23 protein-coding genes are annotated in these 25,335 nt (G+C 50.5%); 14 read left to right on the top strand and 9 right to left on the bottom strand.

Annotated features, from left to right (window positions below; translation table 11 throughout):
- The first annotated feature begins 4 nt into the window (after window positions 1-4).
- Window positions 5-238 (top strand): DUF2892 domain-containing protein, encoded by a 234-nt coding sequence (locus ACLBLI_RS17650; RefSeq protein ID WP_414828840.1) that lies wholly within the window; start codon window positions 5-7, stop codon window positions 236-238.
- On the opposite strand, the gene ACLBLI_RS17645 is transcribed toward ACLBLI_RS17650, so the two are convergent.
- The 4 genes from ACLBLI_RS17645 to ACLBLI_RS17630 all read right to left on the bottom strand — a co-directional run bounded on the left by ACLBLI_RS17645 (window position 229) and on the right by ACLBLI_RS17630 (window position 2,829).
- Complete coding sequence (locus ACLBLI_RS17645) at window positions 229-852, bottom strand: hypothetical protein (protein ID WP_414828839.1); 624 nt, start codon at window positions 850-852, stop codon at window positions 229-231. The two genes, ACLBLI_RS17650 and ACLBLI_RS17645, sit on opposite strands and share 10 nt — an antisense overlap.
- 173 nt (window positions 853-1,025) lie before the next feature.
- Window positions 1,026-1,628, bottom strand: coding sequence for a hypothetical protein (locus ACLBLI_RS17640; protein ID WP_414828838.1), 603 nt, complete (start codon window positions 1,626-1,628; stop codon window positions 1,026-1,028).
- A complete protein-coding gene (locus ACLBLI_RS17635; RefSeq protein ID WP_414830999.1) occupies window positions 1,621-2,172 on the bottom strand; it encodes an RNA polymerase sigma factor in 552 nt (183 codons plus the stop codon). The genes ACLBLI_RS17640 and ACLBLI_RS17635 overlap by 8 nt, the downstream gene beginning before the upstream one ends.
- A gap of 15 nt (window positions 2,173-2,187) precedes the next feature.
- Entirely contained in the window at window positions 2,188-2,829 is a 642-nt protein-coding gene (locus ACLBLI_RS17630) for a TonB family protein (protein WP_414828837.1), read from the bottom strand.
- Window positions 2,830-3,059: 230 nt separating this feature from the next.
- Between ACLBLI_RS17630 and ACLBLI_RS17625 the strand changes: the two genes are divergently transcribed.
- The 7 genes from ACLBLI_RS17625 (at window position 3,060) to ACLBLI_RS17595 (ending at window position 9,725) form a co-directional block, all read left to right on the top strand.
- Window positions 3,060-3,218: a hypothetical protein gene (locus ACLBLI_RS17625; RefSeq protein WP_414828836.1), complete on the top strand. Its 159-nt coding sequence runs from the start codon at window positions 3,060-3,062 to the stop codon at window positions 3,216-3,218.
- Window positions 3,219-3,520: 302 nt separating this feature from the next.
- Window positions 3,521-4,360, top strand: a complete 840-nt coding sequence (locus ACLBLI_RS17620; RefSeq protein ID WP_414828835.1) for a lysozyme inhibitor LprI family protein — start codon at window positions 3,521-3,523, stop codon at window positions 4,358-4,360.
- Window positions 4,353-5,126 carry a sulfite exporter TauE/SafE family protein gene (locus ACLBLI_RS17615; RefSeq protein ID WP_414828834.1) on the top strand — a complete coding sequence of 258 codons (774 nt, stop codon included), beginning with the start codon at window positions 4,353-4,355 and terminating at the stop codon, window positions 5,124-5,126. The genes ACLBLI_RS17620 and ACLBLI_RS17615 overlap by 8 nt, the downstream gene beginning before the upstream one ends.
- Window positions 5,127-5,551: 425 nt before the next feature.
- Window positions 5,552-6,280, top strand: a complete 729-nt coding sequence (locus ACLBLI_RS17610; protein ID WP_414828833.1) for a glycosyltransferase family 2 protein — start codon at window positions 5,552-5,554, stop codon at window positions 6,278-6,280.
- Window positions 6,270-6,962: a TVP38/TMEM64 family protein gene (locus tag ACLBLI_RS17605; RefSeq protein WP_414828832.1), complete on the top strand. Its 693-nt coding sequence runs from the start codon at window positions 6,270-6,272 to the stop codon at window positions 6,960-6,962. Before ACLBLI_RS17610 ends, ACLBLI_RS17605 begins: the two co-directional genes overlap by 11 nt.
- 2 nt (window positions 6,963-6,964) lie before the next feature.
- Window positions 6,965-8,680, top strand: a complete 1,716-nt coding sequence (locus ACLBLI_RS17600; RefSeq protein WP_414828831.1) for an ArnT family glycosyltransferase — start codon at window positions 6,965-6,967, stop codon at window positions 8,678-8,680.
- 112 nt (window positions 8,681-8,792) lie between these two features.
- Window positions 8,793-9,725, top strand: coding sequence for a cation diffusion facilitator family transporter (locus ACLBLI_RS17595; protein ID WP_414828830.1), 933 nt, complete (start codon window positions 8,793-8,795; stop codon window positions 9,723-9,725).
- Window positions 9,726-9,848: 123 nt separating this feature from the next.
- Here the strand turns inward: ACLBLI_RS17595 and ACLBLI_RS17590 are convergent, their stop codons facing one another.
- Window positions 9,849-10,241, bottom strand: coding sequence for a hypothetical protein (locus ACLBLI_RS17590; RefSeq protein ID WP_414828829.1), 393 nt, complete (start codon window positions 10,239-10,241; stop codon window positions 9,849-9,851).
- A gap of 235 nt (window positions 10,242-10,476) precedes the next feature.
- Between ACLBLI_RS17590 and ACLBLI_RS17585 the strand changes: the two genes are divergently transcribed.
- Window positions 10,477-10,713, top strand: a complete 237-nt coding sequence (locus tag ACLBLI_RS17585) for a hypothetical protein (RefSeq protein ID WP_414828828.1) — start codon at window positions 10,477-10,479, stop codon at window positions 10,711-10,713.
- Window positions 10,714-10,757: 44 nt separating this feature from the next.
- Here ACLBLI_RS17585 and ACLBLI_RS17580 read toward each other — a convergent pair whose 3' ends face one another.
- Window positions 10,758-11,438 carry a haloacid dehalogenase type II gene (locus ACLBLI_RS17580; protein WP_414828827.1) on the bottom strand — a complete coding sequence of 227 codons (681 nt, stop codon included), beginning with the start codon at window positions 11,436-11,438 and terminating at the stop codon, window positions 10,758-10,760.
- Window positions 11,439-11,637: 199 nt separating this feature from the next.
- Entirely contained in the window at window positions 11,638-13,896 is a 2,259-nt protein-coding gene (locus ACLBLI_RS17575) for a TonB-dependent receptor (protein ID WP_414828826.1), read from the bottom strand.
- A 322-nt stretch (window positions 13,897-14,218) separates the two neighbouring features.
- On the opposite strand from ACLBLI_RS17575, the gene ACLBLI_RS17570 reads away from it, so the two are divergent.
- From ACLBLI_RS17570 to ACLBLI_RS17555, 4 genes are all read left to right on the top strand, one after another.
- A complete protein-coding gene (locus tag ACLBLI_RS17570; protein ID WP_414828825.1) occupies window positions 14,219-15,244 on the top strand; it encodes a LacI family DNA-binding transcriptional regulator in 1,026 nt (341 codons plus the stop codon).
- A gap of 72 nt (window positions 15,245-15,316) precedes the next feature.
- Complete coding sequence (locus ACLBLI_RS17565) at window positions 15,317-16,567, top strand: MFS transporter (RefSeq protein ID WP_414828824.1); 1,251 nt, start codon at window positions 15,317-15,319, stop codon at window positions 16,565-16,567.
- Entirely contained in the window at window positions 16,564-18,078 is a 1,515-nt protein-coding gene (gene treF / locus ACLBLI_RS17560; RefSeq protein ID WP_414828823.1) for an alpha,alpha-trehalase TreF, read from the top strand. The genes ACLBLI_RS17565 and treF overlap by 4 nt, the downstream gene beginning before the upstream one ends.
- 135 nt (window positions 18,079-18,213) lie before the next feature.
- Window positions 18,214-20,592: a DUF5916 domain-containing protein gene (locus ACLBLI_RS17555; protein WP_414828822.1), complete on the top strand. Its 2,379-nt coding sequence runs from the start codon at window positions 18,214-18,216 to the stop codon at window positions 20,590-20,592.
- A gap of 147 nt (window positions 20,593-20,739) precedes the next feature.
- On the opposite strand, the gene gpmA is transcribed toward ACLBLI_RS17555, so the two are convergent.
- Together gpmA and ACLBLI_RS17545 are read right to left on the bottom strand one after the other, a co-directional pair.
- Window positions 20,740-21,486 (bottom strand): 2,3-diphosphoglycerate-dependent phosphoglycerate mutase, encoded by a 747-nt coding sequence (gene gpmA / locus ACLBLI_RS17550; RefSeq protein ID WP_414828821.1) that lies wholly within the window; start codon window positions 21,484-21,486, stop codon window positions 20,740-20,742.
- A gap of 239 nt (window positions 21,487-21,725) precedes the next feature.
- On the bottom strand, window positions 21,726-22,199 hold the full coding sequence (locus tag ACLBLI_RS17545; protein ID WP_414828820.1) for a cupin domain-containing protein: 474 nt from the start codon (window positions 22,197-22,199) through the stop codon (window positions 21,726-21,728).
- A 266-nt stretch (window positions 22,200-22,465) separates the two neighbouring features.
- Here ACLBLI_RS17545 and acnA point away from each other — a divergent pair, with 266 nt between their 5' ends.
- Window positions 22,466-25,177: an aconitate hydratase AcnA gene (gene acnA / locus ACLBLI_RS17540; RefSeq protein WP_414828819.1), complete on the top strand. Its 2,712-nt coding sequence runs from the start codon at window positions 22,466-22,468 to the stop codon at window positions 25,175-25,177.
- Window positions 25,178-25,335: the final 158 nt, after the last annotated feature.

The following is a 25,335-nucleotide window of genomic DNA, read 5'->3' as shown; positions in this document are numbered from 1 at the left end:
GCGTATGTCAGCTGAAAGAGCGTTAACCGCATTTGCCGGTTTCATGGTGTTGTTGTCCGTCGTGTTAACTGTATGGGTAAATGACAACTTTATCTGGTTCACTGCATTTATCGGGGCGAACCTTTTCCAGCAAAGCTTCACCGGCTTTTGCCCGGCAACGATTGTGCTGAAAAAGGTATTTGGCTTTAAAACGGAAAAAGAACTCGCTTTGGGTAAGTCAGCCTCGCCTTATTCGTGACAATGCTTTTTGATGATGGTGTCACTGTTTTTTTCCATATCCGCATGCTGACAGTGGGCGGTAGTCACGGGTGCGGGATGAGAGCCGCTCAGCGCTGTTTGCTCAGGCTCTCTTGTGGGCCGCAATAACCTTTGCATGTCTTCAGTCATTTCCAGGTAATGACCATAACATGCTGTTTGCAAGTTGTGTTGTTCGCAATAAACAACAAAATTCTTCAGCTGTTTGCCAGCATTGGTAGGGCTCTCAGGTGCAACATCCCATGTACTGGGTTGAGTCGGGCACAGCGTAAGCCACACTTCACCAGAGACAACGGGGTTGTTATCAAAAACGCGGTGAACGTGGCGCTGAAACATTGCCAGGTTTTCTTCTGTTTCAAAGCGCGAACGCATTAATCCATCGTAACCACTAAACGTGTAGACGCGCGTTTTTAGCAGAGGCTGATGACGTCGCTTTTCTGCCGCTACCTCAAGAGCCCGCTGCTCCAGACAGCGCTTTACACCGTAAACGTTGCAACGCGGACACGTAGACTGGATGTCACTGTCTCTCTCAGAAACTTCAGAGAAAATATAGTTGCAATCAGCACAGCGATAAACCTTTGATTTTTTATTCTTCATGGTAATTCAAGGTACTTGGTTTGCGAGTTTACTGCACGTTGTAATCAATGCCTGCAGCATCTAAATATAAGAAATGCTGAGTGACCTTCAATTATACATAAGTCTAAGAAAATTGGAGAAAATTGATGACGACGCCAGGCATCGTGGTGTCGTCTGTTGCACGCTGGTAACGGTTATGAACAGGAGGCCAGATTGTTGTCAGCGATGGCTGGTATCGGTTTGGTTAGCTCGATGATATAACCGTCCTGATTAAAGGCGATATCTACGATGTCTCCTGGGGAAAGAGTATCAGGTATGCTCTTTTTCTCATGAAGTGTGGCTACCAGCGAGTCGGATAAGGCAATAATGTCTTCGTTACAGTTGCTGAGTACCAGGGTGTCGCCTACTGTCAGCACCGTTGCGGGCTGCTGATATCGGGATGAGACAATTAGCTGGCGCTGCTGGTAAGCGGTAAACTCGCGAACCTTCTGCGCGCTGAAATCGGGCTGTTTACCGGTACTGGTGTCAAAACCGTGATACTGAACCATGGCCACATCGACAACCGTGCCAGGAGGCGTAACTAGCGTGATACTGGTGCCCCATATACCAATAAAAGCAATAATCGCCACCACTGCTGCGGCAGCAAGTTGCCATTGCCGCAATGGAAGCGGAGACGACACTTTGCGTGCGTGATGACTGTTTTTCTGCAGCACATAACGGCGCAGTTTGTCAGGTGCCGGATAGTGACGCTTATGCTGTTGGTATTGTTTCGCAAGCGGATCGTGCTGGTCAGTCATGTGCGGCCTCTAACGCGCTTTTCAAACTTTCACGGGCATAACGCAGTCGCGTTTTAATAGTCTCGCGATTGCTGTGACAAATTGTCGCAATTTCCTGTAATCCAAATCCTTCCTGTTGCAGACAAAATGCTTCGCGCTGGACAAATGGCAAGGCGGCAAGTGCTTGTCTGAAACAATCCGACTGTTGATAAACGCCAGTCTCGGGGGCAGCTTGCTTGCTAAGTAACGCGTCATCATAAGTAAGCCGTCGCTGTTTTCTGATTTCATCAATCAGAGCGTGTCTGCCTAGGGTAAACAGCCAGCTTTCAAAGCGCCCGCTGGCGACGTACAGGTGACGTTTCTCAATGACCGTTACCCAGGTTTTTTGCGCCACATCCATGGCAGTGTCCGGCGATGTCATGGCCAGAAGAAAGTGGTAAAGATCATCACCGCATTCATCATACAAGCGTGCCAGCAGCGCCTGTTCGCCGGTATCGGCGTAGCGGCTCATCAGTATGTCGTTTGAAATACTGAGTCCGAGCCACTGCTGGATAGAGAGTACCACGCTCAACGGATATCCTTACTGGTCAAGTCTGAACGTTAATAATACACGCATATCTGGCTGGCTCACAGCGTTGCCTTCAACGACTTTCGGGCGGTACTTCCATCGTGCGAGTGCGCGGCGAGCCTCACGATTGAAGACTCTTGCCGGTTCAGCGTCAATGATGGTGATATCCTTAACGCCACCAAGCGCGTCTATGGTGAACGACAAAGATACCCATCCCTCAATGCCATCCCTCGCGGCGTCTGGTGGGTACGCCGGCTCGATTTGTACCACGGGTCGGGCTTGTTGATCGCTCAGTCCTGAACTGAAATCGTTATCTATGGTTATTTTATCAATCCCGGTAAATCCGGTGCCGATGTTGGGCTCCCCCATCGTGACCTCTATAGGATCCGACGTGATTCTGCTGGGAGGCGGAGGGGTTTGCGGTTTTTCTCTTTTTGGCAGCGTGGGACGCACTATGGTTTTCTCATCTTCCAGTTGCAATACCGGGTTGGGGATGACCGGCATAGAGCTCACCACAAGGGGAGTGTCATCCTGAGCAACCAGCTTCGCCATCACTGCAAACAATCCGAATGTGATAACGCCCCCCAGTGTAATTGCACCGAGCAGGCGTGCCGGTGATGGTGTGGGTGTGTTAAAGCAGGTAAGTGTTGTCATGTTATTTCTCCTCTTTTCAACCAAACGCCTGAGGTGGTGAAAAGGGGTGAAAATCCGTAACGAATTTTTACGAAAAGTTTCAGCAATTCACGAAATATTAACCATAATTAAGTATCAGATAGTGCGGAATATGGCGTTGAATGAAACGTTAGCTTTACGCTATTACATGATAATTGCTGGAAAAATGGCTGTTGTTTACGTGGGGGGATGCGCCCCTGAGGTGATTGATTATGGTTTCACGGATTGTTCTCATTATAGCCTGTCTGCTGGCCTCAATAGTGTGTTTTGCCATGGGGTTGCACGGCGGTATTGTGGTGTTTGTCTTACTCGGTGTACTGTTTGAAATGATTTTTTGGTTGAGTCTGACGAAGCGTTCATCGGCCTCATAGCGCCGCGCCTCCCGGTAAGCATCCTGAGTGCTGAAACAGGGGCACCGATGCGCAGATCGTCAGGCGAAGTTATACGCGGAGCGCCTCTTTCTCTCTGGTGACATGACTTGCAGGCACCCTTTTTGCCTTCTTCAGTTCACGCGTTGGGCGCCATAACCGGTATCAGCAGCAATATGCCTCAACACAATCCGGGTTGTGGCGAAGCGCTGAATTTCCTGTACTCTGAATACATTCAACTGGCGCAGTAATACAGGTGCGTTTACTGTGCCAACACCTCGGTTAATGCTAATTCAGGAAATCCTATGCGTTTTTACACTCCGGTTCTCGCTGTCGTATTTTTACTGCTTGGTGGTTGTCAGCAATCCAGCCATTCTCCCGACGCCCCGGCTAGCGCGCCCGTTTTGAAACAAGATGACGCTTGTCCTGCAGCAGTGTTGTCCCGCGTGCAATATTACCTTTCTGTGCAGGATGGTCAGGGACACGGGCCGGATCCAGGAAGTCACGAATGGTATGGTAGCGTCGAGCATCAACTTGCTCGGCAGGGACAGTCATCGTTTCCCGAAGGAGGTACGCTGGCGTGGTGTGATTCTGTGCTTGCTGCGCAAAATGTGAAACCGACATTTTCCTGTCATGACAACTCTGGACAGGCAGAGCAGGCAATTTGTCAGTCAGCGTCGCTGGCCGCACTGGATACCTGGCTTGAAGACACATATATGAACGCATTGAGAACGGTGGACGGGCAACAGGAGACATCGCTTAAAGCCATGCAGCGAGGCTGGATAAAAGGTCGCGATGCCTGTTGGCAGGCAACAGATATATCGCACTGCGTGCGCGAGCAGTATATCCAGCGTATCAGCGAGCTTCAGGCGCAATACGCTCTAGTCGAGCCAATGGCGCAGACCTCTCTTGTGTGTCCGGGAGAGCGCGTTTATACCGTGCGGTTTTTCAATACCCCAGAGCCAGCCATGGTAATAGAAGGCGGGCCGCGCCCATTATTACTGTGGCAGATGAAAGCCGCCAGCGGCACACGATACGAGGGGGCCAATACCCTGTACTGGGAACATCATGGCGAGGCTGAATTTATCAGTGGTGTCGGCGCGGAATCGCAAGTCTGCAGGGTAACGACTATCAAGAATGGGTGAGCTGTTAACGAGTCTGCTGACGGCAGACGGGGCTATCACACTACTTACGGCGGCCGGGCTGATTGTGCTTGCCGGGTTCACCTCCCTGATAACTGCCAGTATGGGTATCGGGGGCGGCGTTCTCCTGCTGGCGGTAATGGCCACGACGGTACCGGTAGCCGCGCTCATTCCTCTGCATGGCCTGGTGCAGCTAGGATCTAACGGCAATCGCGCGGTCATGACCCGGCGTCATATCGACTGGAAAATGGTGATTTATTTTAGTTTGGGCGCGCTACCCGGCGCCCTGCTGGCATCGCTGGTAGTAGTGCAGTTACCGCTGGTGGTAATTCAGTATGCAGTGGCAGCATTCATTCTGTTTCTGGTGTGGGGAAGCAAACCCAAGGCGCGCGAAATGACGCCTCTTGGACGTATGTTGGCCGGGGCTGTTACTACACTCGCTGCCATGTTTGTCGGCGCGACCGGCCCACTAGTGGCAGCGTTTGTACACCGCAATGGCTACAGTAAAATGCAGATAACTGCCACCTTTGCCAGTTGCATGACGTTTCAGAATATCCTCAAAGCTATGGTGTTTAGCGCTATAGGATTTCAGTTCTTTGCATGGCTGGGATTGATTGCCGCGATGATACTAAGCGGATTTATTGGCACCTGGGCCGGTCTTAAAATATTGTCTAAAATCCCCGCCGAACGCTTTCTTCGCGTATTTCGCTGGATTGTCACCCTGCTGGCGCTAAAGTTGATCTGGGAAGCAACGTTAGTTTATTGGTAAATAATTGATTTTCGTCCCGGTATAGCTCGCTTTCGCTCCCGTTACCTGAGGCCAGAGTGCGGAAAACTGAAAGCCGCGCTTGTCTTATTGCTAAAGGGACACTGCGTCTGCTGTCGGAGCGTGCAGCTTGAGAAAGTGCACCGCACTTTTTATTAACGCCACTTACTGGTGTGCGTGTAGCGACGCCATTGCCCGCATGGTGGTTACTAACCACCTATTTGCGATAAACGTACAAGAGTGAAGATATTATCATCGCATCAATAATGCGTTAGGGAAGTTGGCTCGAAAAGCCCGTAAGGCTGATGTGACCTGTCCCTGCCATTGCTGTTAAGAGTCTTCTTTTTGCCGGCATTTATATTATTTCCTTAAGGTTCACTTAAGCCTCCATAATTACGATAGGCAAAAAACATCTGTCGAGGTAAGCCTTGGACTTGTCTATTGTCATTCCGGCCCGTAATGAGCAAGGAAATATTGAGCCGCTGGTAGCTGAAATCCGACAAGCTATCCCGGGCAACTATTGCTACGAAATCATCTACATCGACGACGGCAGTACAGATAATACGAAGGCGGAAATTAAAGCTGTGCAAGCCAGAGGCGATGTGCCGATAAGGCTGCTACAACACCGCAATAGTGTGGGCCAGTCTTCTGCACTCTATTCCGGCATATCCCTGGCAAAGGGCAAATGGATAGTGTCGATGGACGCTGACGGACAGAACGACCCGGCGGATATTCCCGCCATGCTTCAGTGCGCCAGCAAGCAAACGGCCGCACACTTCTGTATTGCGGGCTTCCGGCACAAACGCAGAGATACGTTCTCTAAAAGGATGCAGTCCAGAGTGGCCAATGCCATTCGTCAGCGACTGCTGAATGATCAGGTACCTGATACCGGGTGCGGTATCAAATTGTTTCCCAGAAACACATTTATGATGTTGCCCTTTTTTGATCATATGCACCGGTTTATTCCTGCACTGGTGCGTCGCATTGGTGGCAGCATTACCGTCGTTCCAGTAAATCACCGTGAACGAGTGATCGGTACCTCAAAATACACATTGCTTAGTCGTCTTGGCGTAGGGATCGTCGATATGTTGGGCGTGCTGTGGTTACAGCGCCGTTGTCCTCGTCCGGAAATTATGTTGCACACCGATGAAAGTTGAACCGATAGTCCGGCAAGGGAAACAAATACTGCCGATGTTCTCGGTGCTGTTTTTATGTTTATCGCTGGTGGTTGCGGTACGCGTGATTGCTGATTCAGACTCGCTGGTGCCGGCGATGGTGACAGGATGGCTCTCCCGGTTTGGTCTGGCAGGCTGGCTAACGATTACGCTGGCAGCGGGTGCAGCCATGGTATTTGGCTTCCCGCGTCAGGTAGTCGCGTTCTATTTTGGCAGCCTTCTTGGGGCGGCAGGAGGCGTGGCACTGTCACTGGTCGCCTGTTGTTTGTCCTGTATTGGCGGTTTCTGGATTGCCCGTCGCTTTTTATCTCATTGGGTAAAGCGCCGGTTCCCGCACCTTTTTCGTCAACTGAAACCGGTCATGGACGCGCGACCCTATTCCGCGACGCTGGCTATCCGTCTGTTTCCTGTAGGCAGTAACGCGCTGACAAATCTGGTGGCAGGCGTAACACCTGTCAGCGGTAGCGCCTTTCTACTGGCATCCGCGGCAGGCTATTTACCACAGTTAGTGGTGTTTGCCCTGCTTGGGGCGGGCATTGAACAGGTATCAGCCTGGCAGTTTTCCGTAAGCCTTATCCTTTTTGCGGTTTCTGTTGGCTTAAGTGCATACATCTATCATTGGTATCACGCCTCCATTGTGCCTGCCAGCCGGAGTCAAATGTAACGATGTTGGCTCCAAAGACTCATATTCCGCAATGCGACTGGTTATGGTTAGCGGTGCTGCTTGGCACAGTATTGTTGGCGGGGATTGGGCTGCGTGATCCCTGGCCCGCTGATGAGCCTCGTTTTGCTCAGGTTGCCAGAGAAATGGTGGAAACCGGGCAGTGGTTATTTCCCATGCGGGGCGGGGAGCTGTATCCCGATAAACCGCCGGTTTTCATGTGGATGATAGCCTGTGTGTTTTTAATAAGCGGGTCGCTGAAAATTGCTTTTCTGCTTCCCTCTGCGTTGTCTGGCATAGTAACAGCGCTGGCCGTCTTTGACCTGACTCGTCGCCTGCACGGTCGGCAAGCTGCCTGGCTTGCGGTATTCACGCTCCTTTTTACGTTTCAGTTTATATTGCAGGCAAAAACAGCGCAGATTGATGCCACAGTGTGTATGTGGATCACGCTGGGTTGTTATGGCGTATTACGGGCCACCTTGTTCCCCGGTCAACATCGCTGGTGGTATGCTGCCTGTGTGTTTATGGCGCTGGGGATCATGACCAAAGGCGTGGGATTTCTTCCGCTACTGCTGCTGGTTCCCTATTCTTTTTTACTGCGTTCACAGTCAGCAACGCACGATATATACCGGTTAACTGCAGGTCAGTGGCTTATTGGGGTGATGTTGCTGCTGGCAACGTTGGCGATGTGGCTGCTACCAATGATATGGACAGTACATGCTTCGGGAAACAGTGCGTTTGTCGCCTATCGCGACAATATCCTGTTAAATCAAACTGTAACCCGGTATGCGAATGCCTGGCATCACATCAAGCCATTCTGGTATTACGTAACCCATGTTGTGCCGTGGGCGTGGCTCCCGGTGATCCTGCTATTTCCCTGGCTTGCGGGATTCTGGAAGGACGCTTTTAAACTACGTCGGGCCAGCGTAGTGATGCCGTTGGTGTTTACTGTGCTGACCGTGTTATTTTTCAGCATCAGCAGTGGTAAACGGGGGGTCTACATTCTGCCTGCGTTACCCATGCTGGTAATAGCTGCAGCGCCTTTCTTGCAGAGTGTTTATGCGCGTACAGGTGTCAGGCGATTACTGCTGCTTTTTACCCTGTTAATCTCGTCAGTCATGATAGTGCTGGGAGGGCTGGCACTGGCCGGAAACGGGCCACTACCGGCACTGTATATCAAGCATGACGTGGAACTGACATGGTGGCTGATCGTGACTGGAGCAGCCTGCGCGATGGCGGTATTGCTGACCCGGAGACACAGCGTTGCCATATGGTCGGCTTTCTCAATAGTGCTGTGGCTTAGTTACAGTTTGTGGGGCGCGCCATCAATAAATGTAGCCCGTACACCGCACAATATTTTTGAGGTGGCACAACGGCATCTTCCCGGCAATGCAGAAGTCGCGGTAATCGATACCAAAGAGCAATTCATTTTATTTAACCCGTTTACGGTGGTGCATTTTGGTTACCATACTCCACTGTCTCTGCAAGTGCAGGCTGCCTGGCAATGGCAGTCTGAGGGAACATCTGGTGATGCGCCGCGGTGGATTTTAATGCCTGATTCTATTACAAGCTCCTGCCTTGATACCGATGACGCCATAGAGGCCGGAAAAGCACATCGGGAACGCTGGCTTTTATTCCCTCCGTCAGCCAGACGGCCAGTTTGTGAGCTTACCTCGCCGTTACCGCAAACGTTCAGGTATCAGGGTCAGCCTTTTGACTAGCTTATCCACCTTTCATGGGAAGAAACCATTGAATTATTGTCGCAGCTCTCGCACCATGGAAAAGGGAAAGCCATACTGAATTGGTCAGATCAACAGAGCGCAAAAGGCACATATGCATCAGCACGGACATCACGGACACGGACAAGAGACCGATACCAGCCGTATCGGGTTTGCGTTCTGGCTGAACTTTTTTTTTACCATCATTGAGTTTATCGGGGGCTGGTTAACTAACAGTGTCGCTATCATGGCTGATGCGGTTCATGATCTTGGCGATACCCTCTCAATCGGACTGGCCTGGTATCTGGGAAAACTGGGACATCAAAAAGCGACGCACAAGTATACCTATGGTTTCAAACGACTGAGTTTGCTGGGCGCAATGATCAATGGCGTGATCCTGGTGGCGGGTTCGGTCTGGGTGTTGTCGGAGGCCATACCTCGCTTGCTTGCGCCTGAAATGCCGATGACCGAGGGCATGATTGGTCTGGCTATCCTTGGCGTGCTGGTAAATGGACTGGCGGCCTATAAACTTCATGGTGGCCATTCAATGAATGAAAAAGTGCTGAACTGGCACTTGATTGAAGACACCATGGGATGGGTGGCAGTGCTTATTGTCGCTATCACTTTGCATTTCTTTCACTGGCCCATTCTTGACCCGGTCCTGTCCATAGGTTTTACGCTGTTTATTCTGTTTAATGTGGTGCGTTATGTCATTCAGACCATGAAGTTATTCCTGCAAGGGGTGCCTGATGACGTTGAACATAAAGAGATAAAACAGGCGTTGATGAGTGTGGAGCATGTTGAGGAAATACACCATGTGCATTTATGGTCGCTGGATGGTGAACAGCATGTGCTCACTGCGCATCTGGTACTTAATGTCAGCGTTGACGCACAAACGCTTAAAGCGCTGAAAAAGCAGGTCAATGATAAACTCGCGCCGTTTCATCTGTCGCACACCACCATTGAGTTTGAGCTGCCAGGTGAGCCATGCCGTGATGAGGAAGATCATCTGCACTCTCACCCTCATAATCAGCCCCATGTTCATTAGCTGCGGGGGTGTCAGAATGGGCTGGTGGCACCGCACGATATGACCTGCCGCGCTCAGACTATATAAATCTGGGATGAAAACTGCTTTCAGCGTAAAGGTAGCGTGCCCCCTGACCCGACATTATCAGGTTGCCGGCGCAGTACAAATCTCCTTACCCCACCACGAGCCTTCTTCAACATGTTTAATGACATCCCCGTTACGTATTAGAAGGCCGTCGGTCTGATACCCTTTATAGCCACCGAACAGGTTTTTGGTGTTTAATGTCACGCAAACCAGGTAGCCGTAATATACATCATCGAGCTCGTTCCCAAGCCAGTATCGTTGTGGAGTGGCGATCAGCTGATAGCGCGCACTGTCAGGATCACTCAGCTTTGAGCGGTAGTAACTTTTGACTATAGCTTCATAGTCAGCCGGGTAGGCGCCGTAGTCGGCGTTATCTACATCGGTTGGTGTTGGCAGTGTCTTGCAACCGACCAGCCCTATTGCCAGTAACATCCACAGCGTTTTTATCGTCATGTCCTGTACCTTAATCAAATGTATTTTCGGTATCGTTAGTCAGTACACAACAGTATACGCGTAACAAACAAAGCTTGGTCAAAAATCATTCTTACGTATGGGATACGGCACCTGAAAACTAAAAATGAAGTGCTATAGTCAACGATACGAAATGAGCCGCAAAGTTGGAATAATTTGTGAACCAGCGCTGCGGACGTAACTAATTACCAATGACTTCTTCGCGATGGAGGCACTGATGAAAATTCGTAATATTCTGGCAATGGGTTTACTTGTCGCTTCACCTTCTTTAATGGCAAATACGTTTCAACCGACACAGGGTGCGTGCAATGGCGTGAGCAAAGAAATTTCACGCGTCAGCAAAGAGTTGAAGGAAACGAAGTCGTCCATTCAGGGTGAATGGCTAAAGAAGCAGCTTAAGGCGCTTGAAAGCAAAAAGTCATCGTGCACAACGAAAGGCTTTTCTGTTAACTAAGCCCCAGATTTTCGTCTGACAAACTTTGACCTGCGCACGTTGCGTCAGAGTTTGTCGAGTCTGGAGGTGAGTTCGCGCAGTCCTGAAACGGATAAATCAGGCTGTTGCGCGAGCGGATAAGGCATTTTTCCCTGTCGTCTTACGAATGCGGTTTTCAGGCCGCAAGCAGCCGCACCGGCCAGATCCCAACCATGCGCGGCAATCATCATAGTATCTTCCGCTTCAGTCTGACATTGTTGCAGTGCCCATTGGTAAACCTCAGGGTAAGGCTTGTAAGTCCGAATCGACTGCACACTTAGTACAGATTCAAACAGTTGGATTATCTTTGCGTATTCAAGCTGGTGTTGAAGTCCCGACGCTGAGGAGTTTGATAATGCCACCAGCTTATAGCCTCGATTCTTAAGTTCACTGAGCCCTTCGATCACGTCGTCGTGGGGAGGCAACGATGTCATCGGCGCGGTAATTATCTCCCGGGCCTTTTCCAGACTAACCGTTTTACCCAAGCCGTGAGCCACCATTACCAGTGCAGCAGCCCCGATTTCTGAGAAATCATTAAATTCGCCTCTGGCCATATCCACCAGAGAATGATGAAGTAGCGTGGAAAACCACAGCGGCACCAGTGAATCATCACCATCAAGGGCATCCGCGATAGCTGATTTCACCGCCTGCATATCGAGCAGAGTTTCGTTGATATCGAAGATGAGTGTAGATGGAGATAAACGCATTGTGCTTCCTAAGACAAACCCTTTACCTTAATAACCTGAAGTATCTCAAGCAGATCATCAACTCGCGCGTATAGGAAAACTTCATTCATTTGTTATCTCTGCTTCACATTTGCTTTTTCGTCGCTATTCGCCGATAGGAAAAATCCAGAGAATAAAAAAAGAGAGCCGGAGGGCTCTCTTTACAGCAGAACAATGGTTATCAGAACCACTGATAGGACACACTCAGTTTGATACTGCGCGGCATGATATAACGCCCGTTTGGTGCATCAGGATTACGCGGGTCGCCCTCGGTAATACCCTGCTCATCAGTCAGGTTGTCCACTGACAATTGCACACGCAGGTTGTCTGTAGGATCCAGCGTGACGCCTACGTCGACTTTCTCATACCCTTCCAGAACCACGGTGTTCTCGTTGTTTCCGAAACGATCATCGACAGCAGACAGCGTCGCATAAACCGATCCGTACATACCGTTGCTGGTTTCAAAGCCATAGCTTGGCGTCATGCGAATTTGCCAGCCTGGCTGACGCTGTGCTTCGTTACCTTCGTTCGTGGCGCTGGCAGTAATTTCAGTTTCCTGGAATGTCGCGTTGAGGTTCAGCGCAAAGCCGGAATCGTGCTCGTAGTTACCATCAAGCTCAATACCGTAGGCTTCATTAGTCAGGATTTCCGCAGGTGCGCCCGGACGACGGACAAAGGTGTCACCTTTTACCTCGTTCATAAAGGCGGTGGCGAAGAAACGGATATTGTCATCCATAAACTTGTAGCCCAACTCGCCCTGAGTGACTTCTTTAATTAACTCGTTACCGCCGGTATAGGCGCCCCAGTTATCACGAAAATCATCGAAGTAAGGCATCTTATAGCCACGGTTCATACGCACAAATACCCCGCTGAAATCATTCAGTGCGTAGTTGGCTCCCAGCGTCCAGGATGTCTTGGTTTCGTCATAGTCAAGCGCTTTGGTAATCTGGCCGTCCAGCCCCTCATCTACCGAGTAGTTGACTTCGTGATTTTCACGGCGAAGGCCTAAGTCAACGCTCAGGTCTGCAGTCGCATACCAGGTGGCGGTGGCATAGGTAGCGAAGGTAGAGGCATCACCTACCGAATTAATATCGTAACCCCAGCCGCAACCTTCATCACTGGCATTACATTCGATACCGTTGAGCATTTCGCCGCCTGGTGTCAGTACATGGTATGCCTGGTTGCCAATGCTCCACCAGTCTTCCGCTTTGGTCGTGGCAGTATACAAGCCCAGCGCCACGTCGATGGAATCAAACTGTTTGGAAATGGCCAGGTCATTGGTGAACGACTCTATGTCTTTTAACACCACCCAACGGCCAATCTGTTGAATGGGTGTATCGCCACCATAGGTGGTGCCAGTCACACTGCCGGTGGCGCTCTCGCCATTGTCGGCAACGTCTGCAACCGTGGTGGCTGCACCGTCCGGTACCAGGCCAAAGGTGTTGGCTTCCCCTTTGGTCAGGTTAAAGCGGTCAACGATGCGCCATCCGTCAGCCAGATCCAGCTTCAGACTACCGCCGCTCACGTGGCCATCCCAGCCACGGCCATTACCAAAGTCAAACGCCTGCGATGTATTGTCAGGGCCATAAGAGATGGTCGCCTGACGGTTCAGTGGACCAATTTGCGTGTATTCGGCGTCAATGCCGTCAACATTTAATGGCGTAGGCAAATACCAGGTACCGTGATCGTCTGTTTGGCGGGTGTAGAGATTCAACTCGCCGTTATTAAATTCCTTGGTAATGTTTACCGTAAACTGATTGCCTTCTTCTGATTGAAAGCCCGCATCACGGATGCCTGGTGAGCTTTTGATATAGCCACCCACCATGTAGTAGAGGTCGTCATCCAAGGCACCGCTCGCAACGACATCAACGCGGTTCAGGCCGTAATCCGAGGTGGTGTATTTAGCCAGCGCTTCAGTGGACTCACCACCACGCTTTAAACGGAAGTTAGTGGTCAGGCCGGGTTGGCCGTTACTGACAACCGGGTTCGGGCCGCCGCGCAAGCCCTCTACCATCTCGATGGTTTCATCAATGCGGAAAAGCTGCGAGTTCTCCAGAAACGAAAGTGTAGGCGCAGGATAAATTGGCGAGCCTTCCAGGGAGATAGTTAAAAAAGGCGCATCGCCACCGCCAGGAAAGCCTCGTACAAATACGTTCGCGCCAGACTCACCGCCTGAGCTTTCTACCCACACACCGGGTATGGCTTTAAACAGGTCTGCCGTGGATTTTGGCGCCAGGCGCTCTATGTCGCTGGCATCAATATTGGTAACGGCAAAGCTGGCATCAATTTTTCTGATCCCTGCACCGCCCGGTGTACCACTGACAACAATCACCTCAGTATTTTCTTTGGTAGGTTTTGCTTCCTGAGCCATGGCAATCTGGCTGGTTAATGCTGTGGCAACAGCACTGGCGAGTAACCGTTTTGAGAACCGCGTTTTCATAGAGTGCTCCTGATTTTTGAACATGGGAGTTGTTAACTGAATGGCGATATCTGGTTAATTTTTTGTCATGCCGTTCAGCGATGTGAAACAAATTAGATCGGTTTGCAATCGATTGCAATAGCAAAATGCAAACGATTGCAAAAAAGTGGAAATAAAATGTTAATACGATTTTGAGGCAGATGGGTGAGCGGCAGACGGTGGCGGTGACAAAAACTGATACAGAGAAGATGAAAGCGGTTTTAGTTCGAAGGATTAATTGGCTCTTTTAGTGCGATGCGGTAGGCTTCTGACAATTATAGAGAATAAATATGATAGTGATAGTTTGAAATCAGACGCAAAATTCACCCTGGCAGATCTTGCACACTTAGCTGGTGTTTCAACATCGACCGCATCACGGGCACTAAAAAACAATCCGCTGATAAAGCAAGCGACGCGCGAGAAAGTGCAAACCCTTGCCAGAGAGCACAACTACAGCGTGAATGCGGCTGCGAGCCGCTTACGCACGCAGAAAACCAACGTGATTGCCGTGATCCTCAATCTTATTGATGACACCGAGCAAAGTATCTCAGACCCTTTCCTGCTAAAAATTGTTGCGGAGCTGAATAAGGCATTAAATGCCGCTGGCTATGAGTTGCTGCTGTCTAACTCATTCATGGCCAGCGATGACTGGGCGAATTATTTTATTACCAGTCAGCGTGCCGATGGGCTGATCGTAGTCGGGCAGGGGAAAAGTAACGAAAAAATCGACAAGGCCGCGGCCGCTGGTGTTCCTTTGGTGGTGTGGGGAGAGCCTACCACGCCGTCGATCTATCCAATTATTGGTGGAGATAACCGTAAAGGCGGCTATCTGGCTACCATGCACCTGATAGACGGCGGCTGCAAACGCATCATGTTTTTAGGCGATCCGGGGCATGCTGAGATGACAGAACGACATGCAGGTTACGAACAGGCGCTGCGCGAGCATGGCCTGGAGCCTGATCCGTCGCTGACGCTGCCCATCGATATTACTTCCCAGGCAGCTTACGACTGTATCAATGATACGGTGCGTCAGAATGGCCTGAACTTTGACGGCATCGTCTGTATCAGTGACATGCTGGCGCTGGGCGCCCTGAAAGCGCTGAAAGAACGGTACGTCAATATTCCCGCAGACGTCAGTATTGTTGGTTACGACGACATTGCGCTGGCGGAATTAATGCATCCGTCCATCACCACTGTCAGGCAGGATACCCAGCAGGCAGCGCAAAAGATGGTATCGCAGTTATTAAAGCAGTTTGAGGGAGCGCCTACACGCTCTGAGACTGTCGATATTTCGCTTAAGATCCGACGCTCAACACGCGCAGAAAATTAACTTTGCAAACGATTGCATTTTGATTTGTCGCGGGCTAGACTCCGGCAAAAGCAAGTTAACAGAGTGTTACAAATGCCTCGTTTACTCATCATTGCGGCGATTGCTGCCAGTTATTTCGTTTTCGCTATTCTGCTGAACAGCGTTGGCACCGTCATACTTCAGTCCATCAACAGTTTTGGTATATCAAAACCGGATGCCAGCACGCTGGAAGGGTTTAAAGACCTGTCGATTGCAGCAGTGTCTTTTCTGGTGGCGTCTTTTATCCCGCGTGTGGGTTATAAACTGGCGATGCTGGCGGGACTGGTGTTGGTGGGCGTATTGTGTGCGGTCACGCCAACCATCAGCGAATTCTGGATAATGAAATTGCTGTTCGCCGGTGTCGGTACGGCCTTTGCGCTGGTAAAAGTGTCGGTGTACGCCATTATCGGCCAGCTCTCCTCATCGACCCGCGAACACTCTTCACTGATGAACATCGTGGAAGGCATTTTCATGCTGGGGGTGTTATCAGGTTACTGGATTTTCAGTGCTTTCATCGATGCCAGCGACAGTGCCAACCTGAGCTGGCTGAATGTGTATTACCTGTTAGCCGCATTGTGCGCTCTGATTACGGTGTTGGTACTGTTTGCACCTATTGCCAAACCCACCATGGACGATCTGGAAGACACACCGGTACAGGCGTTTACTGCGATGCTCAAACTTGCCTATCGTCCGCTGGTGTTGATCTTCGTGCTATCTGTTTTTCTCTATGTCTTGATTGAGCAGGGAATAGGGACCTGGCTGCCAACGTTTAACCGCGAGGTATTAGGTCTGCCGGTGAATATCAGTATCCAGATAACCAGTGTGTTTGCGGTTTCACTGGCGGTAGGAAGGCTTTTAGCCGGCGGCATATTGCGAAAAGTGAGCTGGTATCCGTTTATTAACGTGTGTCTGGTAGGCATGGCTGCAATAATGTTGCTGAGTTTGCCTCTTGCTGAGCGCGTGCCTGAGGGCAGCGTCGTCGCGCTGACAGACGCGCCTCTGGCCGCTTTTCTCATTCCGTTAATTGGGCTGATGATGGCGCCAATCTACCCGGTTATTAACTCGGTTATGCTAAGTGCATTGCCAAAGGTTCAGCAAGCACCAATGACTGGTCTGATTGTGGTGTTCTCAGCCTTAGGCGGCACCACAGGTTCTGTGATCACGGGGTTTGTGTTTGATTCTATGGGCGGGCAGCGGGCCTTCTCACTGGCACTGGTGCCGATTGTGGGCATGCTGATTACGCTGTTCTTCTTTAAGCGGGTGTCTGCGCCGCTACTGCAGCAAACAGCAGGAGCATCGGCGTGACAAAGCAATCTACTTCTTTTTGGCGAGATACCCTGTCTTTCTTCGAGTCCGAGCTGTTTCAGCGCGTGCAGTCGCAGGCACTGTTTGCAGACAGCAAGACCTTTGCTGACGCTTCCCCAAAAACCGACTGGGCTACGGTAGAAGCCAATTATATGAAAGCGCGCCATGCCAGTGGGTTTTCATTAACGACATTTGTGGAAGACAATTTTATTTTGCCCTCACCGGTAGAACTGACGTCGTCTACGCGGTTTTCAAATGCACAGGACTATATCGAGCATATGTGGGATGTGCTGAGTCAGTCACCGGATAACAACAGCGTATCCAGCCTTATCCCTATGCCCCACGCTTACATTGTTCCCGGCGGACGTTTTCGGGAAATTTATTACTGGGACAGCTACTTCACGTCACTGGGGTTGATGGTAAGCGGGCGCATGGACCTGGTGCTGTCAATGCTAGAAAATTTTCTCGCTATTCAGCAGGAAGTCGGTTGTATTCCAAACGGTAACCGAGCCTACTACATCACGCGTAGTCAGCCACCAATTCTTGGGTTGCTTTACCAGCTGGTCGCCTCTAAGGAGCTCGACGAGAGTTTTCATATACGCTGCCGTGAAGGCATAAAGCGCGAATACGAGTTCTGGATGGACGGGGCCGATACGGTCGGCGCTGACGAAGCTAAAAGACGCGTCGTAGGGATGCCTGACGGTAGTTTGTTGAACCGGTATTTCGACGATGCCACTACACCCAGGCCCGAGTCTTACCTTGAAGATATTGAGTCGGCATCGGATATCGAAGATAAGCCGCTATTTTATCAGGATCTCAGAGCGGCATGTGAGTCCGGCTGGGACTTCAGTTCGCGCTGGTTTAATGGCGGCAGCAGTCTGAAAGAGGTTTGTACATCGCAAATTGTCCCGGTTGATCTTAATGCGCTGTTGTTCGATGTGGAAAACTTACTGGCCACACTGTTTGCTGACGATAAGACGATATCAACGCAGTATCAGCTCGCTGCCAAGCGTCGAAAAGCGGCTATCAATCGTTATCTTTGGAATGAAGAACATCACTTCTTCTTCGATTGGCACACAAAAAATCAAAGTAACACGTCGATATGGTCTCTGGCCGCCGCAGTGCCGCTGTTTACTGCGCTGGCAACAAACGCGCAGGCGCAATCGGTCAGTCAGCACTTAAATAAATTCATGGCACCCGGAGGACTGGTCACCACACTGACGACCACGTCACAACAGTGGGATTCGCCTAATGGTTGGGCGCCGTTGCAATGGTTTGCCATTAAAGGGCTTGATCATTATGGCTACAAGACTCAGGCGCGGGAGATCGCAACGCGTTGGGTCAATTGTGTGGATACGTATTTTAATGCACATCACGCCATACTGGAGAAGTACGATGTGATGCGACCAGGTACCGCTGCCGGCGGCGGTGAGTACGATGTGCAGCTTGGGTTTGGCTGGACCAACGGCATCTACCTGAAATGTCGGGAGTTTATTGGAGAAAGTGGATGACTCCTACAGAACTGAATTAGCACCTTTCACTACCTGTAAACGCACTTTTTAGCAACTCTGTCGTGTAACACCTGAGACTTTCTCAGATTGTGGCACAATCCGCGGCGCTAAAAATAACAACAAACAGGTAACATTATGTACCAGCGCATTGCTGCGGCACTTCTCCTTGGATGGGGAGGGTTTGCCAGCGCCATTGCGGATGTGGATGAGCCAGAGCAGGCAACAACTCCCACACAGCAAAAACAAGAAACACAGGTAGCCAAGCCGTTTGGTGCTGGCGAAGATGCCGCTACCTTTATTCCATTCATCGATGGAGATATCACCGTTGATGGCATCCTTGATGAACCGCAATGGCTAAAAGCGAATCGTCTCTCACTTGGTTTCGTTACGCGTCCATTTGAAAACACCGCTGCGCCGGTAAAAACCGATGTGCTGATATTCGAAGATGGCGATAACCTGCATGTCGCGTTTATTGCCAGCGACCCTGAACCTTCCGCTATTAGTGCCTTTTACCGGGATCGAGACCGTATCTGGAGTGACGATTTAGTTGGCGTCAAGCTGGATACTTTTAATAATGAACGTCTGGCTTACCAGTTTTTTGTCAATCCGCTGGGTGTGCAGGCCGACGCGATTGAAAACGAAATGACCGGCAACGAGAGTGACAGCTGGAATGCGATTTGGGAGTCTGCCGGAAACATCACCGACACCGGCTATGTGGTGGAAATGGCCATCCCCCTTCGCACGCTGAATTTTAAAGAAGGTGAGCGCAGCAAAATCTGGGGCGCGGAGTTTGTGCGTTTCTATCCCAGAGAAGACCGTTTACGCTTGTCTAACCTGCCGCTGGATAGAAACAACGCCTGTATCCTCTGTCAGATGGGGGATGTGGAGGGTTTCGAGTCAGCCACGCAAAGCAACAACCTGGCTATCGTGCCCACAATGGTGCTGGGCAAAGGTAAATCCCGCGACCCATTTGAGTCCCGTGAATGGGACGATACCGAAGCGAAAGAGCTGGGGCTGGATGTAAAATGGGGTATCACCCCACAGGTGTCATTACAAGCTACTCTGAATCCTGACTTTTCGCAGGTAGAAGCCGATGTTGCGCAAGTGAGTATTAACAATACCTTTTCGCTTTATTTTGATGAGCGCCGGCCGTTCTTCGTCGAAAATGCGGGGTATTTCTCAACGAATCAGACCCTGGTCTACACGCGCAATATCGCCACACCGGATTACGGCGCCAAGCTAACCGGACAAATGGGAGACCATACTTTTGGTGCTTTCGTAGCGGATGATCAGGTAACTCGCGTTATCGTACCCGGCAATTTAAGCTCCAGTGTTGCTGAGATTGACAGTGACACGGTTAACGCCGCCTTTCGCTACCGTTACGACGTAAGCAACGATTTGTCTATCGGTATGGTGTCCACGCTGCGCGATGCAGACGAGTACCATAACTACGTAAATGGCGTAGATGCCAAGTATCGTATTACGCCGCAAGACACTCTGCGTGCGCAGTATGTGATATCCGATACCCAATACCCGTTCACGCTTTATCAGGATTTTTGTGATAACGACTGCATCAACAGCGAGGATTCCAGTGAAACTGCAATCCGCACCCGCTATGACGAGGCTTTCACCGGTTCTTCGTGGCGAGTGAATTACATCCATGAAGAGCGGGACTGGTTTGTGCGTGCTGATCATTATGCCAATGATAAAGACTTCCGGGCTGACCTGGGGTTCGAAACCAAAGCAGACTTTCACAAGTCCATTGTTGGTGGCGGCTATATGTGGTGGAACGACAATAGCTGGTGGAATCGTATTCGTGTAAACGGCGACTGGGATATCTCTCATAGTGACAATGGCGAGTTGCTGGAAAGAGAGTTAGAAGCCTATGTCAGTATACGGGGCACGATGCAGTCTTTTGTTGAATTAGGCCACGTGAAACGTGAGCGGGTGGGGCTTCGGTTTGACCCCTCGGTACTCGCAGTGGATGGCAACACAACACTGTTCGAAGAATCCTCAACCAGTTTCTATGTCGAGTCGCGGCCCAGTCCTTTTGTGTTCTTCAACACGTTTGTACGCACAGGTGACCAGATTGACTTTGCCAACAACCGGTTAGGCGAGCAGCTTTACACAGAATCGCAGCTGGATATGAATCTTGGGAAGCACACGCAAGTGCGCCTTCGTCACACCTACAGCGATCTTGATGTGGAAGATGTGCAATTATTTACGGCGCGTCTCAGCGATATCCGTGTGACGTATCAGTTCGATCCCCGTCAGTTTGTCCGTTTGATAGCAGCCTATACCAACATCCACCGAAACCCCGACAATTATGAGGCTGAGGTGGAATCGCTGACACGCTCGTTTGGCCTTCAGTTACTGTATTCCTACAAACTAAATCCGTTGACCAAATTTTTTGTAGGAGTGGCAAGTGCCGGGGTTGAGGAAGCGCCGCTGCGGGCGCTTACGGAAACTGAAAAGTCGGTATTTATGAAGTTAAGCTATGCGTGGTTGCAATAATCGCTGAATGTTTTGCTATTGAGTGCGAACATGCACGCGTGTGATCAAGAACGCCAGCCATATCTTTGTGTTACATAAAAAAAAGGGCCTTGCGGCCCTTTTAATCTGTTCTTTCGCCTCGTTATCGCGTGAGGTCGATGCGACGTTTTACTTCTTGCTGCCTTGTTTGGCAACTGCATCCATCATTTCTTTAATGGCATCCGCATCACCCAGGTACTCTTTCGAGATTGGCTTCATGTTCTCGTCCAGCTCGTATACCAGAGGTACGCCGGTAGGAATGTTCAGACCCAGCACCTCGTCATCAGACATGCCATCTAAATACTTAACCAGAGCGCGCAGACTGTTTCCGTGCGCGGCGATAATAATGCGTTTGCCATCCTGAATGGCCGGACGGATTTGATCATGCCAGTAAGGCAGTACACGCTCTATGGTTAGCTTCAGGCTTTCACCACGAGGCAGGATTTCTTTATCGACATGGCTGTAGCGACGATCGTGGCCTGGGAAGTGCTCGCTGTCTTCATCAACAAACGGAGGCGGAACATCAAAGCTGCGACGCCAGATTTTCACCTGCTCTTCACCGTGCTTTGCGGCCGTTTCAGCTTTGTCCAGACCTGTCAGGCCACCGTAGTGACGTTCGTTCAGACGCCAGTGACGCTCTACCGGAATGTAATGCTGACCCATTTCGTCCAGTGCAATATTCAGCGTTTTAATTGCGCGCAGCAGCACAGAAGTGTAGGCCAGATCAAATTCAAAGCCCGCTTCTTTCATCAGTTTACCGGCAGTGGTAGCCTGGGCTACACCGGTGTCAGTCAAGTCGACGTCGTGCCAGCCAGTGAAGCGGTTTTCCAGATTCCACTGACTTTCTCCATGACGAATAAGTACCAGTTTATACATAGTTGAGATACCCGTTGGTATGAGTTGAATGAATTTGTGCAGAATGCATCGCAGCGTTAGGCATCAACGCGGATGATAAGTTGGCCTTATCATCCTTGATCCCACCGCAAAAATCCAGCGCGCAGAAGGAGATAATACCAGCTGGGGATCATTCAGGACTGACTTAGGGGGATTAATAAAAAGCAGCCTGCGCGCACAGCAAATGTCGCCGTCAATCTACAGGCCGTTGTCTTTATCGTTCAGAGAAAACGTGTCATTTCCGGATGCGCCACTTCTATCCATGCAGATAGCGAGGGTTCATCAATAAAGCTGAAGTCAGCAAAATCAAATCCCGGCGCGACGGAGCAACCTACCAGCGAGTATTCACCTGCGGATTCTGCGGCCTGAAAATAGCCTGCCGGTACAACGCTGGCGTAGTCGTCGCCCTCGCCGCCGAGGCGTTCTTCTTTAAGGTGCTGTTGCTGGATTTGAAAGAGTCGCAGGGGCGCGCCTTCATAGTGATTCCAGATTTCGTCATGCAGCACACGGTGAAAACGACTAACCTGGCCTTCCAACAACAAAAAGTAAATATGTGTAACCGCAGGCCTGGGTCCACCATGAGAATGTGAGCGAACCTGATGGCTGGAACTGAAAATCTGTCGGTAATACCCCCCTTCAGGGTGCGGTTGCAGATCCAGTTTGTCGATAAGAGGGTGTCGCTTTGTCCAGGCCATAGTGCGTTATTATTATTTCCGTACTATACAGAATAGCGTGATCCCCGTGAGGATGAAACCGGTTGTTAAATTAATGTGTACTGCAGCGTGGCAGCAACATTGTGAATCAACGAGGGCGGCTTCAGGCCGATTCGGCCTTTCCTTGTCATTCAGGGTGAACTTTTTTGCCATTAGATGCCGTATACACCTGATAAAAATACGGCTATTGCGCCGGCGATCCTGCCTTGGCGCACTAACAGGCAAATATCAAAAAGGACGGTGAACGCGTGAAATATCAATCCTATTCTCAGCTCAGCGTAGGTGGCAAAGACTATAAAGCCATAAGTTTCGATAAGGTAGCTCAGAACTACGATCTCGGGCGCCTCCCATTTTGTATCAAAATTCTTCTTGAAAACCTGCTCCGGCATGAAAATGAGGAGTTTGTCGGCAGTGGTGATATTGATCACGTCGCGAAGTGGGACACCAATAATGACAGTGAGCAGGAAATCTCTTTTGTTCCGGCCCGGGTGATTCTGCAGGATTTCACCGGCGTTCCGGCAATTGTTGACCTGGCCGCGATGCGTGACGCAGTCGATACGCTGGGCGGTGATGCGCAAGCGATTAACCCACTTAATCCGGTAGAGCTGGTAATTGACCACTCGGTGATGGTGGACTATTTTGCCGAAGAAGATGCGTTTGATAAAAATACGGATGTGGAGATTCAGCGCAACCGTGAACGCTATCAGTTCCTGAAGTGGGGGCAATCTTCATTCGATAATTTTAAGGTAGTCCCCCCAGGGCGCGGTATTGTCCACCAGGTAAACCTGGAATATCTGGCCCGTTGTGCCTTCACTAAACAGGAAGGTGATACCACGTATGTGTATCCGGACACGCTGGTAGGCACCGATTCCCACACAACGATGATTAACGGTCTGGGGATCCTTGGCTGGGGCGTAGGCGGCATCGAAGCCGAAGCTGCCATGTTGGGGCAACCCGTGACTATGCTGCTGCCGAAAGTGGTAGGGTTCCGTCTGACCGGAAAGCTACCTGCCGGTGTGACAGCTACTGACATGGTACTGACGATCACCGAGCAACTACGTAATCACGGTGTGGTAGGTAAGTTTGTGGAGTTCTTTGGTCCGGGGCTGAAACACCTGACCACCGCAGACCGTGCCACTATTGCCAATATGGCGCCGGAGTATGGGGCGACCTGCGGTATCTTCCCAATTGATAGCGTTGCGCTGGATTATCTTAAACTAACCGGGCGCAGTGATGAGCAGATTGAGTTGGTAGAGAGTTATGCGAAATCTGCTAATTTGTGGCATGACGATCACACCAAAGATGCTACTTATCACGAAACACTGGAGCTGGATTTAGGAGAAGTTGTTCCCTCTATCGCCGGGCCGAAACGTCCTCAGGACAGAATTCCGCTGGCGCAGGCTGCTGGTGCATTCACTGACTGGTATCAATCGCAAATTGATGTGAAAGTGCTGGATGAAGAGAAGGATTTTGTCGCTGAAGGTGGGGCAACACCAGAAGTAGACGAAGAGCATGACTCCTATGTAGAGTTCCGCGGGAATAAGTTTAATCTGGAAGACGGCGCTATCGTGATTGCTGCTATCACCAGCTGCACCAATACCTCCAACCCGTCGGTACTGGTAGGCGCAGGATTGGTAGCGAAAAAAGCGGTTGAACTCGGTCTGGTACGCAAACCGTGGGTAAAAACCTCTCTGGCGCCTGGTTCGCAGGTGGTTACGCAGTATCTGGAAGATGCCGGCCTGATGGATCCCCTTGAAAAACTGGGCTTTAACCTGGTCGGATACGGCTGTACCACCTGTATTGGTAACTCAGGACCGCTGCCTGACGAAATTTCTGATGCTATTCGAAAAGCGAAACTGACAGTCACGTCGGTGCTTTCCGGTAACCGCAACTTTGAAGGCCGGATCCACCCTGATGTTGCCGCTAACTATTTAGCGTCACCTCCTCTGGTGGTTGCTTATGCGCTGGCCGGCAATATGAAAGTGGACATCACTACTGAGCCATTGGGGCAGAGTAAGGACGGCAAGCCAGTCTATCTCAAAGATATCTGGCCAACAGAAGAGGAAATTCAATCGCTGGTGCAGGAATTTGTCACCGGGGACTTGTTCAAAACCAAATATGCTGACGTGTTTAAAGGCAACGAAATCTGGAATAATCTGGATGTTTCCTCTACATCAGTTTATGACTGGCCGGATTCCACTTATATCAAACAACCACCTTTCTTCCAGGGTATGGGGGAGACGCCGGATGCCATTCAGGGCATTGAAAAAGCACGCTGTCTGGTGAAAGTGGGTGACTCTATTACCACAGACCACATTTCTCCGGCCGGCGCAATTGCGCCAGAAAGTCCGGCGGGTGAATATCTGCAGGAACAGGGCGTGGATCCGTCTGACTTTAACTCTTACGGCTCTCGTCGTGGTAACCACGAAGTAATGATGCGCGGGACATTTGCCAATGTCAGACTGAAAAACCAGCTGGCACCGGGCACAACGGGCAGCGCCACTACGCACTACCCCAGTGGCGATCCGATGTCTATCTTCCATGCCGCAATGCGGTATAAAGACGATGGCATCGCGGCGGTGGTCATCGGCGGTAAAGAGTATGGTACCGGTTCAAGCCGTGACTGGGCAGCAAAAGGTCCTGCACTGATGGGGGTTCGCGTGGTGATGGCAGAAAGTTATGAGCGTATTCACCGTTCAAACCTGATTGGTATGGGGATATTGCCGTTGCAGTTTAAAGCCGGTGACAGTGCGTCATCGTTGGATATTCGAGGTGATGAAAGCTTCTCAATCGGCGCCGTGACAAAAGGCCAGAAAGAAGTGGAGGTGGTAATTACTTCCGATGACGGCGACACGAAGAAAGTGATGATGGATGTACGTATCGATACCGCCAACGAGTTTACGTACTTCGAGCATGGCGGCATTCTGCACTATGTCATCCGCGAGTATCTGAAAAAATAAGGTCTGCATTGGGCTAAACAGACAAAACCGGGTAGTGATACCCGGTTTTTTTATGCGTGCAATACTATTGATACTGAGTCTGGCTTGCTCTGAGGCAGACGCATAGGATTTTACGTCTCAGCTGATGGTGTCGACCTGTGGAAAATCGTTATACCCCT

The sequence above is a fragment of the Alteromonas sp. H39 genome, assembly GCF_047556435.1.
In the GTDB taxonomy this organism is placed as follows: domain Bacteria; phylum Pseudomonadota; class Gammaproteobacteria; order Enterobacterales; family Alteromonadaceae; genus Alteromonas.
This window is presented reverse-complemented; position numbering and strand designations above follow the sequence as displayed.